A 12,755-nucleotide genomic window follows, 5' to 3' on the forward strand; every position below is an offset into this window, starting at 1 on the left:
TGCTACTCTTCTGTATCTTTTGAATTTTCAGTCTCTTCAATTGTTTCGACACTCTTCCCTTCTGTTTTTTCACCAATTACAGGCTCAAATGCCTGGAACAGTTCTTTCACTGTCATTTTGTTTACCAGATAAACTTTTCCGTCCGTGACAGCAGCATAGTAATTCGTGTCATAGGAATAATACTCAACATCTATTTCATTTCCATCTGTATCTGTAAATTTCACAGCCATCTCCGGATCTGTATTAGATTTAAATTCATCCGTCAGACGTTTCTGTCCCACCATATTGATCAATTTGTTGTAGAACGTTGTAAATGTTGTACTATCCAGATCATTTCCATTCAATGTGTAAGATAAAGTTACGCTGGCAGAGCTTGTGGTGTTGGAATCTGAAGAACTGTCGTCTGAGCTTTCGATATCCGCAACTGTTGTCTCAGCTGAGGTAGTTGAAGCATCTGCAGCAGTGCTTTCATCAGAAGCATCACTACTGCTGTCTTCTGTCGTATCATCTGACTCATCCTCAGATGTTTCACGTGAAACATTTACAATATAATCTTTGCCCTCATAGTTCACATCCAAAGTATCCAGATTATTAACAGATAGATAACTTACTGTTAAATCCCAGAAATCAGAATATGTTTTTCCGAGGAATGTATCAAGCGAATCTTCGGAGATTGTGTAAATCTCGTTGCTGTCGTTTACACGAACGTATCGTCCACCGTCTGAGGACAGGTCTCCAACCTGGATCACAAGTTCTCTGTCTACCATTTCTGTTTCCGGTTCTGCGTCTTCCTCTGAAGTCTCTGTACTTTCTGTAGAATCAGAATCTGTGATGTCTGATTCATCTGCCTCTCCAGACTCTTCCTTATCAGTATCACTGTCTTCTATATTTTCTGAACCCTCTGCGGTACTATCATCTGTATTTTCATCCGCCTGGCTCTCATCCTCAGATGTCTCTGAGACGTCCTCAGCGCCATTTTTAGCCTCATTTTCCGTATCAGTGGACTCTTTCTCGACCTCTTCCTGATAATCTACAGTAATCTCTGCATAAGGCTTATCTAAACCATACTGGGAAAGCTGGTCATCTGAACAGTTATAGTTTACATAACTAGAATAAGCCATGCTGGATAATGCGGTGCTCAGCGTAGTTGCTTTCGCTGAATCTGCTTTTTCGGTATCTCCATCTCCAGTAATGTTCCAGAAATTATTCTCGTCTTTTTCCACAACATAAGAAGAAGATTTTGCATCTACAGAAATTTTGCTGACTGTGGAGGAATCCACTGTTGGGAACGTACCACTTTTAGCAAAGTCATACAAACTTCCCTCAAAGGAAGAAAACGTAGAATTGCTTACCACATAAACAGTGGAAGAATCCTTGTTCAGATCAATATATTCCTGACTGGTAGCGTCATTTTCCATTCCAAGCCGAATAACTGTTGTCTCTCCATCCTCCGTGGTAACTGTGATGGTATTTTCCGGTTGATCCAGTTCATATTCAGAGGCATCTTCCACATCTTTCAATGTTCTCTCCGCTGTTATGGAATTTAGGGAACTAACCAGTGTATCAATTTTGTCCTGATCCACTGGGAAATCAGTCTCATCACTTTTCACCCAGGAATCTCCATCTTTTTCAAAAGTAACCTCTTTTTTATCAATCACAAATTTTATTGATTTCACATCAGCAGACGCTATAGATACAATTTCCGAATTTTCCTCCTCCGCACTCTCGGATTCTGCGGCATCCTGCTTTGCTACGTAGGCTTTTACACCTACGTAAGCTCCGCTGAGGACTACCAGAACGCCTACTGCAGTTATAAGATTTACCGATTTTTTCTTCATCAGGCTTTTCTCCTCTTTAACCAAATCATAAATCCAATTAACAGGAATGCTCCAGGAATCAAACCAATGGTACAGATTTTCCAGAAGCTTGCATCATATGCTGTCAAAGTCAGGTAAGATACTTCCAGGCTCTTAGATGGAATAGACATGGTTGTACTGTCTTCTGTATCGACCAGAGAGCTTAAGGAAACCATCACAAGCTTCTCATTTCCACCGGAAACCATCTGATTGATCTGGCTCTGCAGCAGGTTAGAGGTAGAATAATAAATAATGTGTGTCTCTTTATCATCATCTGCCGTCTCTGTAATGCTGACGCCCAGATCAAATGGTCCATCCACATCGCCGTCTTCTTTTTCAAGAGTGCCGCTGTTTAAATCAGTTTTTGAATACGCACTGCCAGAGGTTGTAAGAAGACTTTCAATATTTACTGTATCTCTCACATCATCGGATTTCTGGATTCCCTGTGCGTACGGCATCAGGATATAGTATCCGGAAGAAGCAACATCAGATGTAATGTCTGTGCTGTTCACAGTAGGAACCAGATAATAAGGCATCTGAGCTGCATAATGCTGTGCATCTCCCTCAAATACCAGGCCGTCCACTCTGCTTACACCGTAGTTTTCCAGGACTGCATCAAAGTTTTCCATCTTCTCTCCTGTATAATCGGAGAAAATCATGGCTTTCCCACCATTTTCCAGGTAATCGATCAATACATTCTTCTCATCCTCTGAGATATCTGTTGTAGGAGAATCGATCAGCAGACAGCTTGCATCCTCCGGAACGCTTCCCTCTGTAAGCAAATTCAGGGATTTGATTTCCATGTTTGCTTTCTCAATATCTTCCTTAATGGTTGAATCAAGCTCCTGCTCTCCATGTCCCTCTAATGTGTACAACACCGGCAGATTTTCACTAGTTACGTATGCGATGGCACTTGTGATCTGTCCCTCGCCGTCAAACCCGGTTGTCTGATAGCTGTACGTATTGTAGTCAAGTGACGATTCGTAAATATTGTTATAATTTACAACCTTGTTTTTATCGCCGCATACAACGATCAGGCTGTTGGAAGAAAGGTTGTCGCTGGTGTATTCACTGACAAATTTGGGATTTACCACCGGGTCCTTCTGTTCTACGGTGATATGGTCAGATTCATCTGCATATCTCTGAAGCAGATTACTGATGGTCTCATCCTCGCTTCCGCTCTGGGCAATCTGATATATGGTCACATCTTTGTCCAGATCTTTCAGCATGGCCTTGGTTTCATCGCCGATTGTGTAAAGTTTTTCAGAGCTGATATCCAGCTGCGTGTACTTTGAGGGAAGGTTTCCCACGATCATATTTATAACAATAATGATTGCAACAAAAACAACAATCATAATGGAACTGTAGCTTCCATTTTTTAAATACTTTTTATTAATGCTGTCTTTAAATCTTCGTTTTTCTTTTTTGTTATTATTGTTATTGTTTTCGACATTTTCCGTATTTATTGTATTTTCGCTGTTTATATCATTATTGTCAACATTGTTATTATTTTTCTTCTTAAAAAACATTTTCCCCACCTCCTTAATTCCAACGTCTCTTCAAAATGGTCTGCATGGTAAGGAATATACAAATGGTAATGACAGACAGGAAATAAAGAACTCCGGTCACGTCAAAAATACTGTTTGTAAAGTTTTCGAAGTGTGAGCTTAAGTTGAACACTTCAAGAACCTTCTGGATTCCGCCTTCAAATACACTGGATTTTACAACATAAACGATCACCAGTGCCACTTCTCCGATTACACAAATAGCCCCTGAGATCACTGCATTTTTGATCATGCTGTAGATCATAAGGCAAAGTGCTATGATCAGAAGACCAAATGTGACGCATGTAGACATTGCTGTCTGTGAAAAGAAAGAGGAAATTCCGTTCATCATATAAAAGGCAAATAAAAATACAAAGGTAAGGACTGCTGCGATTACCTGGCTCTCAGTGATTGCTGAGAAAAATACACCGATTGCAATGTTTGCACTTCCAAGAAGGAAAAATCCAAGGAGTGCTGTATACGCGGAGCCAAATGCAACGGTTCCGAATTTTGACATGATCAGCGGATAGGTAGCCAGTACTGCAATGGGAATCGCGTATATGGTTACAAGCGCAAGATATTTTCCCATTACGATGCCGAATACGGATACCGGGGATGTGAGCAGCAGCTGGTCTGTTTTCTGTTTTCTTTCCTCAGCAAGTACACGCATAGTCAGGATCGGCACTGCGATCAGGAACACAAAGGTCATGGCGTTTAAGGTATATTCAAATTTCGGATAAGCAGCGCTAAGCTGATATGCTGAAAAGTAGATACCTGCAATTAACAGTACGAAAAACATAAACAGGTAGCCGACCATGGAGGTCAGGTAGCTTTTCAGCTCTCTTTTATAGATAGCAAGCATGGTTTACTTTTCCCCCTTTTCTTCATCCATACTACTCTGATTTTCACCAGAAAGTCCGTTATCTGACACAGAATCAGATATTTCGTCTGATTCTTCTGCGTTTTTATCTTCAAGTCCATTATCAGGGACAGTATCCTCATTTTTCTTATTCAGATACTTTTCTGCATCTGCTGCCGTCTTGAAGAAAGGTTTTCCAGACTTTTTCCCAGTATCATCTTTCTCTCTTTTCTCACTTTCTGTAAGTTCAAGGAAGATCTCCTCCAGAGAAACTTTCTTAGACTGCATTTCAAGGATCGGACAGCCGGCATTTACCATGCTGTAGAATACTTTTTCACGCACATCTGTATTCTCCTCTGTGCCCACTGTAATGGCGTATACGCCCTCCTCCGGACTTTTCTTTGCTGCAACCTCTTTTACCCCTTCAACAGTCTCCAAAGCGGCTCTGATGGTGTCTTTCTGGCCCTTTATAAGCAGGTTCAGGTTGTTGGAGCCTGCTGCCAGTTTGCCCAGATTCTCAGGGGTATCGCTGGCTACCAGTTTTCCATGGGAAATAATCAGCACGTAATCGCAGACTGCACTGACTTCGGACAAAATATGGGAACTGAGGATAACGGTGTGTTTCTTTTTCAAGCTTTTGATCAGATCACGGATCTCGTTGATCTGTTTCGGGTCAAGACCGACAGTTGGCTCATCCAGAATGATGACTTCCGGGTAGCCGAGGACAGCCTGGGCAATTCCTACACGCTGTCTGTAACCTTTGGAAAGGTTTTTGATCAGACGGTTTTTCATGTCTGTGATCTTCACCATGTCCATGATTTCTTCGATCATGGATGCTTTTTTATCTTTAGGAATTTTCTTCAGATCTGCTACGAATTTCAGATATTCCAGAACGGTCATATCAAAATAAAGGGGCGGCATTTCGGGTAGATATCCGATACATTTTTTTGCCTCCTCAGGTTCTTCCAGAATATCATGACCGTCTATGACTACTGTTCCTTCAGTGGACGCAATATAGCCGGTTATCATATTCATGGTTGTAGATTTTCCGGCGCCGTTTGGACCCAGAAAGCCATAAATCTTGCCTTTCTCGATTTCAAAAGAAAGGTGGTCTACAGCGGTGTGGTCGCCGTAGCGTTTTACCAGATTTTTTACTTCAATCAAGTTTCTTACCTCCTTCAAGTTGCAGATGCATGGCTTATCCCATGCATCTGTCTATGATAATTCTATGTGCAACCTGTGAGAAAATTTAGATGATTGTGTGAGAAATATGTGATTATTTTGTGTTGGAAGTGTGTCTTGAAGATGTGTTTTCTCGGACGCGCTTTTACAAGATATATTCACCACCGTGGATCTCAGCTCCATTAAGAATACTCCTAAAATACACGACTACATGAATATACCTTGCAAAATTGCTGGTTACTTACTTCTTATATTAACGGCTCCTTCGACGGCAATCCTGCTTTTCTCGGATACTTCTTCGCAGTCGGTTTCATCTTCTTAATTACTACAAAAGAGCGGTCCATATCCGTGTCCATAAGGGGGAATTTCACCACATTCTGAACCTTTCCGCCAAGAATTTTCACAGCATTTTCTGCCTGTTTAAGTTCTTCATCAATCTTACCCGATTTATAAGAAATAAAGCTTCCGCCCTCTTTCACAAAAGGGATGCAGTATTCGGATAGGGTGCTTAAGTTGGCTACTGCGCGGGAAACGCAGAAGTCGTATTTTTCTCTGTGCTCCTTCTGTTTGGCGTAGTCTTCGGCTCTTCCGTGGACAGCTGTTACGTCTTTTAGACCAAGCATTTCGATCACTTCATTGAGGAAATTTACTCTCTTGTTCAGGGAATCCAACAACGTAATTTTCAATTCTGGGAAAGCAATTTTCAGTGGGATTCCAGGGAAACCGGCACCGGTTCCCATGTCGATCACGGACTTTCCAGCCAGGTTTTTCTGGTCAAAGCTGCCTACTTTTACAATAGATAAACTATCAAGAAAATGCTTTAAAATCACCTCGTTGTACTCAGTAATTGCAGTTAAATTCATTACCTTATTCTTCTCTACAAGGTGCTCATAATAAGTAAGAAACTGCTTCTTCTGCTCCTGGGACAGAGCAATTCCAAGCTCTTCTAATCCTTTCTCAAAAAGGGTTAAATCGTATTCCATAAACGTCTCCTTATACCTCAAACTACTTACTTTTTTTACTTTTCAGTTGCTAATACACAACGTTTTTGCAAGTAATATTCCTTAGCAGATCATTTCAGGTGCGTTTTTAATGAAGGTGAAATTCACTGGTCAGGTCGGCTTAGACGAGAGGGCTCTCCCGAGCGTCTTAGCCGTAGTTACCAGTTCACCGTAGTATTTATTGCACCGGCCTGTGTGGAATATTCCTTGCAGAAACGCATCCGTTTAGTGGCGCTCCTTCCCATACTGCTCCATATAAACCAGCAGCACTGAAATATCCGCTGGTGAAACCCCGGAAATTCGGGAGACCTGTCCGATGGATACAGGTCTGTAAAGTTCCAGTTTCTGGCGTGCCTCAATGCGCAGGCTTTTTACTTTTTCATAATCCAGATTCTCCGGGATCTTCTTGGCTTCCAGCTTCTTAAACTGTTCTACCTGCTTCATCTGGCGGCGGATATAGCCGTCGTATTTAATGTTAATGTTTACCTGCTCCTGCACATCCCATGCAAGCTCAGGACGGTTCTTATCAATAGGTGCCACGTCCGCATAGGAAAGCTCTGGTCTGCGGATCAGCTCTGCAAGGCTGATTCCAGACTTAAGCGGGGTGCTTCCTTTGCTCTCCAGAAGGCTCTGGACAGCCTCTGTCATACCTACATTTGTACTCTCCACACGCTGGATTTCTTCCTTGATCAAGCGTTCTTTTTCCACTACTTTTGCATAGGTTTCGTCATCTACAAGACCAACTTCCCAGCCTTTTTTTCGAAGTCTCAGGTCCGCATTATCCTGGCGGAGAAGGAGTCGATACTCTGCGCGGCTGGTCATCATTCTATATGGCTCATGGTTCTCTTTTGTAACCAGATCGTCAATGAGAACGCCGATATAAGCCTCAGAACGGTCCAAAATCAGTTGCTCTTTTCCCAGAACTTCCATAGCTGCGTTGATACCAGCGATCAAGCCTTGGGCTGCTGCCTCCTCGTAACCTGAACTTCCGTTAAACTGTCCGCCGCTGAAAAGTCCCTTAATTTTCTTAAACTCCAAGGTGGGATAAAGCTGTCTCGGATTAATGCAATCGTACTCAATAGCGTAAGCATTTTTCACGATTTTTGCATGCTCAAGACCTGGTACGCTGTGGTACATGGCCTCCTGCACATCCTCCGGCAGGGAGCTGGACATACCGCCGATGTACATCTCATTTGTGTACATTCCCTCTGGCTCAATGAACACCTGGTGTCTCTTTTTATCTGCAAAACGAACCACTTTATCCTCAATAGACGGGCAATAACGTGGGCCGGTTCCCTCGATCATACCGGAGTACAGCGGTGAACGATCCAGGTTGGCACGGATGATGTCGTGGGTAGTCTCATTTGTGTAAGTGAGCCAGCAGGATTTCTGCTCAATCTGCACGTCCTCCGGATCTGTGGAAAAGGAAAACGGCACTACTCTCTCATCACCAAACTGCTCTTCCATTTTGCTGTAATCAATGGTATTTCCTGCAATTCGAGCCGGTGTTCCTGTCTTAAAACGGAACATTTCGATTCCAAGTTCTTTTAGGGAATCGGTCAGATAATTGGCTGCCTGTAAGCCATTTGGACCTGTATAATTGCTTACATCACCGTAAATACAGCGTGCTTTCAGGTAGGTTCCTGTACACAAAACCACAGCCTTACAATGGTAAATAGCTCCGGAATAAGTCTTTACGCCAGTGATCTTTCCATCCTCTACAAGAAGCTTTGTTACTTCGCCCTGGCGAATAGTCAGGTTCTCCTGGTTCTCCAGTGTTTTTCTCATTTCATTGCTGTATGCCTGCTTATCTGCCTGTGCACGAAGGGAATGCACCGCCGGACCTTTGGAGCAGTTCAGCATTTTTGACTGGATAAAAGTCTTATCAATATTTTTTCCCATCTCACCGCCAAGAGCATCCAGCTCACGAACCAGATGTCCCTTAGAACTTCCGCCTACGTTGGGGTTACAGGGCATTAGCGCAATGCTTTCTGCACTTACTGTAAACATAATGGTATTTAATCCCAGTCTTGCCCCTGCCAGCGCAGCCTCACAGCCTGCATGACCGGCACCGACGACTACTATGTCATAATTCTCCTCTAAATTTTTCATTTTTATCTCCTCTATAACACACTCATTCATATATTGTCCTAATCAGTACGCAGCGCTTCGGCAACCTGCGTGAAATATTATTTGCCCAATCGCGTCCCTCTGCCACTACTTACCCATACAAAACTTACTAAAGATCTCATTTACCAGATCTTCCCCAACTTCCTCGCCTGTGATCTTTCCAAGGCTTCCGTAAGCAGCCATCAGATCAATGGAAAAGAAGTCTTCCGGCATGCCGTCCTCAATGCTCTGTTTTACCATTGCAAGGCTCTCTGCTGCCTCTTCCAGTGCCTCCTTATGACGGGCATTTGTAATATAAACCTCATCATTAAAAGAGATTTTTCCAGTGAAAAACATGGTCTTAATGGTATCTGCCAGTTGGGTGATCCCTGTCTCTTCTTTTGCAGAAATGGGAGTGATGGGATGATCCATTTTCGCCTTCAGTTCATCCATGCTCACAGCTGCCTCAAGGTCTGTTTTATTGTACAGTACAATGGCTTTTCTTCCCTTCAGCATTTCTATGATCTCTTCGTCATTCTCATCAAGCGGTGTGGAACTGTCTACCACATAAAGCACCAGGTCCGCTCCCTTAGCAACCTCGCGCGCCCTGGAAACGCCGATTTTCTCCACCACATCTTCTGTCTCACGGATACCTGCAGTATCCACAATTTTCAATGTAATTCCATGAAGGGTAATGTATTCCTCCAGAATATCCCTTGTAGTACCCTCAATATCCGTTACAATCGCCTTATTTTCCCCTACAAGAAGGTTTAGCAGGGAAGACTTACCTGCATTAGGCTTGCCCACAATAACGGTCTCGATTCCCTCCCGGATGATCTTGCCGTCTGCGGAAGTTTTCAACAGCTCCTCAATGGATTTCTGCTCTTTTTCCACAATCCCATGTAGTTTCTGTGGATAGCCGTCCAGGCTGATGTGCTCCGGATCGTCCAGGGCAGACTCGATAAAAGCAATCTCGTAGATCAGGTCACTTCGGATCTCCTTGATAGTCTTCTGCACAGAGCCTTTCAGCTGGCTCATGGAGCTCTTCAGGGCATATTCATTCTTGGCCTGGATCACATCCATAACCGCCTCTGCCTGGGAAAGATCCAACCTGCCATTTAAGAAGGCTCTCTTGGTAAACTCTCCGGGGCCGGCGATCCTGGCGCCGTTTTTCAAAACCGTCTCCAGAACCCGGTTCATGGCATAGACACCGCCGTGACAGTCAATCTCCACGGTATCTTCTCCTGTGAATGTTTTGGGTGCACGCATGACCATGACCAGAACTTCATCCACAATTTCTTCCCCGTCATAAATATAACCATAATGAATGGTGTGGGTGGGCACTTCTTTAATCTTCTTTTTCCCGCCCTTGGAACGGTAAATGCGGGATATAACGTCCATGGCTTCCGGGCCGCTGATCCGGATGATTCCGATTCCCGAAGCACTCACAGCAGTAGATATCGCTGCAATTGTTGTATTCATGTTATCTCCTCCATGTAAATTATAATCCAAATTATAAACTAAGCACTACTGCTCACTCTATCCAAAACAAATTACTTTATAGCGCATATAAATCATACTTTCGTTCCTATTTTCTGTAAACAGTAGTCTTTCCAACCTGTCTGGCTGCATATCTGCCATTTTCAATAACAGGTACTGCAATCCTTATCTGTTTTATTATACAAAAAAAGTTACCCCAGGGAAAGATATTAAAACAAAAGCATAACGCTTCAGTTCTTCCATCTTTCACCTGGAATAACCTCTTATTCATTCTGTAAATCTTTTATAACACATTCAAGTGTTTTATGCAAGTAGCCTGAAAAAAATCCCACAGCTTACCTTCAGATTTACCATCTTTTTAATTTCACAACTACGTGACGATACGGCTCTTCGCCCTCGCTGACAGTCTCCACATACTTATTGCCCTGAAGCGCTGAGTGAATGATCCTTCTCTCATATGGGTTCATGGGCTCAAGTACAACTGGCTTTCTGGTCTTCTTAACCTTGTATGCAATTCCTCTTGCAAGATTCTCCAGAGTCTCTTTACGGCGTCTACGGTAATCCTCTGTATCCAGCTTCACTCTGATATAGTTGGATTTACCCTTGTTTACAACAAGGCTTGTAAGATACTGAAGAGAATCAAGGGTCTGTCCTCTCTTACCGATCAGGATTCCCATATCCTCTCCCTCGAAAGCAACTTCCAGGCAACCGTCGTTTGTGTTGTATTTGGAAGTGATCTGGACTTCTCCAAGATTCATGGATGCAAATACGTCGCGAAGGAAAACGATTGCTCTCTCTTCTACATCCTTGATCTCAGCCGAATCTGTGATGATCTCAACAGGTTTGGACTGTCTCGGCTTCTCTTCTCTTGGCTCCTTCGGCATTCTTTCTTTAGCCGGTTTTTCTTTTACAGAACGCTCTTTGAAAGTTTTCTCTTTCGGCTGGCGCGGCTGTTTTTCTTTTGTTTCCTTAAAAGGCTTTGGCTCTTTTGCCTCTTTTACAGGTGCTTTCTCTTTCACCGGCTCGCTCTTTGGTGCCGGTTTTTCAGATTTTGCAAAAGATCTGGCAGGCTTTCTGGTCTGCTCTTCTTTGATTGCATCCACCTTCACTGTGTCAACGATCTCCTGTAACTCATCCTCTGCGGAAACAGTATTAATCTTGCGTGCTTTGATGATTGCAGGTTTGCTTCCGATACCAAAAAATCCGGAACTACCTTCAGAAACCACTTCAATTTCCAGCTGATCACTGGAAACACCTAATTCGATGCACGCCTTGGTGATTGCTTCATTTTTCGTTTTTGCTGAAAACTGGATAAACTCCTCCATTTATGAAACCCTCCGTTCCCGACAACAATTACTTCTTTTTGTTTCTCTCGTCAAAATCCCTGACCATATTTGCTTTTGCTGTAATACTTCCAGGTTTTGCATTTCTTGCATTCTGGTAGGATTCCTCTACTTTTCTGGTTCTCTCTTCTGCGTTTGTATTACTGGAACCTTTCTCAATCCTGGTATTGATATTCTTAGTAGACTGGTTTGCCTGATTGGTGATCTTCTGCGGCGGAAGTCCTTCCTTCGTACGCTGTTTCTCCATCTTCTTCATGTTCTCGTTTACCAGATCATTGATATCCATCTTATCAAGATGACGGTTGATAAACCACTGCTGAGCACTTCTTACAACCGCACTTGCGATCCAGTAAATACCAAGACCTACCGGGAATGTAAAACAGAATACTGCTGACATAAGCGGCATAACCGTATTCATAGTCTTCATGGAAGCCTGCATCGTATCAACGGCTCCTTCCGCAGATGAAGTAGCCTGTGGCATAAGCTTATAGTTCAGTACCTGAGTCGCCCATGCAAGAATAGGAATCAGAAGTGCAGCGATTGCCAGTGCAATAGATGCGCCCTCAAAGGCAGCCTTAATGTAGTTCAAAGGCTGATCTGCAATGTTTAATCCACAGAAGTTCTGCATTTTGGAAATTTCCGCAGATGTGGTGTTAATGGTATCTGCAAATCCCTTAAACTGATCCATTGATGCAAGATCTTTCCACTGGGATGGGGATAATGCATAGAGGAAATCAATGACGGAATTACTGGTCGCTTTTCCGTTATCCAGCGCCAGCTGTACACGAGTCATCTTATTGTCTGTGATAAAGCTCTGAATCAGGTCTGTGTAGCCACTTACGCTTGTGATCTGATCAACAAGGCCTGTAAAAACATTTTTTACACTGCCAACATAACCAGGAATTTTGTAAATAACCTGCCATAATGCCATCAGGACAGGAAACTGGATCAACAGCTGCACACAGCTGCCGGTAGGTGAAACACCGTATTTCTGATATACAAGCTGAGTTTCTTCCTGCATTTTCTGCACGGACGCCTGGTCTTTTTTATCTTTGTATTTCTTCTGTATCTTCTGAAGCTCAGGCTGCATAACAGAGCTTAACTTAGAAAACTTCTGCTGCTTAACCTGCAAGGGTGTCATCAGTGCATAAATAATAATACTGAAGATAATGATACAAAGACCCAGGTTCTGAATACCCACCAGATCAAGGACTCTATAGATTCCGTCCATAATCCAGCCCATAATAGAAGCAACCTGTCCGATAATCGGGACACTGCTCTTCGTCAATAAAATCATATCCAAGTTTGTTTCCTCCTAGGCTTTTTCGGTGTAACTATTCAATTGTCAAAGTTTGCGTTTT

At 43.0% G+C, this 12,755-nt stretch carries 10 protein-coding genes; all 10 read right to left on the reverse strand.

Going from position 1 to position 12,755, the window contains the following annotated elements:
* Positions 1 to 2: 2 nt before the first annotated feature.
* The 10 genes from LIQ05_RS12410 to yidC all read right to left on the reverse strand — a co-directional run bounded on the left by LIQ05_RS12410 (position 3) and on the right by yidC (position 12,691).
* A complete protein-coding gene (locus LIQ05_RS12410) occupies positions 3 to 1,838 on the reverse strand; it encodes a DUF4340 domain-containing protein (protein ID WP_226820999.1) in 1,836 nt (611 codons plus the stop codon).
* Entirely contained in the window at positions 1,838 to 3,385 is a 1,548-nt protein-coding gene (locus tag LIQ05_RS12415; protein WP_226821001.1) for a GldG family protein, read from the reverse strand. Before LIQ05_RS12415 ends, LIQ05_RS12410 begins: the two co-directional genes overlap by 1 nt.
* 13 nt (positions 3,386 to 3,398) lie before the next feature.
* Positions 3,399 to 4,262: an ABC transporter permease gene (locus LIQ05_RS12420; protein ID WP_226821003.1), complete on the reverse strand. Its 864-nt coding sequence runs from the start codon at positions 4,260 to 4,262 to the stop codon at positions 3,399 to 3,401.
* 3 nt (positions 4,263 to 4,265) lie between these two features.
* Entirely contained in the window at positions 4,266 to 5,423 is a 1,158-nt protein-coding gene (locus LIQ05_RS12425; protein WP_226821005.1) for an ABC transporter ATP-binding protein, read from the reverse strand.
* Positions 5,424 to 5,689: 266 nt separating this feature from the next.
* Entirely contained in the window at positions 5,690 to 6,424 is a 735-nt protein-coding gene (gene rsmG, locus LIQ05_RS12430; RefSeq protein WP_226821007.1) for a 16S rRNA (guanine(527)-N(7))-methyltransferase RsmG, read from the reverse strand.
* Between the two features lie 243 nt (positions 6,425 to 6,667).
* Complete coding sequence (mnmG, locus tag LIQ05_RS12435) at positions 6,668 to 8,554, reverse strand: tRNA uridine-5-carboxymethylaminomethyl(34) synthesis enzyme MnmG (RefSeq protein ID WP_226821009.1); 1,887 nt, start codon at positions 8,552 to 8,554, stop codon at positions 6,668 to 6,670.
* Positions 8,555 to 8,659: 105 nt separating this feature from the next.
* Positions 8,660 to 10,033: a tRNA uridine-5-carboxymethylaminomethyl(34) synthesis GTPase MnmE gene (gene mnmE / locus LIQ05_RS12440; protein ID WP_226821011.1), complete on the reverse strand. Its 1,374-nt coding sequence runs from the start codon at positions 10,031 to 10,033 to the stop codon at positions 8,660 to 8,662.
* 106 nt (positions 10,034 to 10,139) lie between these two features.
* On the reverse strand, positions 10,140 to 10,301 hold the full coding sequence (locus LIQ05_RS12445) for a hypothetical protein (protein WP_226821013.1): 162 nt from the start codon (positions 10,299 to 10,301) through the stop codon (positions 10,140 to 10,142).
* A gap of 97 nt (positions 10,302 to 10,398) precedes the next feature.
* Positions 10,399 to 11,376, reverse strand: coding sequence for an RNA-binding cell elongation regulator Jag/EloR (jag, locus tag LIQ05_RS12450; protein ID WP_226821015.1), 978 nt, complete (start codon positions 11,374 to 11,376; stop codon positions 10,399 to 10,401).
* 28 nt (positions 11,377 to 11,404) lie between these two features.
* Positions 11,405 to 12,691, reverse strand: a complete 1,287-nt coding sequence (gene yidC / locus LIQ05_RS12455; protein WP_226821079.1) for a membrane protein insertase YidC — start codon at positions 12,689 to 12,691, stop codon at positions 11,405 to 11,407.
* Between the last annotated feature and the right edge of the window lie 64 nt (positions 12,692 to 12,755).

Source organism: Blautia glucerasea, assembly GCF_020537505.1.
Taxonomy (GTDB): Bacteria; Bacillota; Clostridia; order Lachnospirales; family Lachnospiraceae; genus Blautia_A.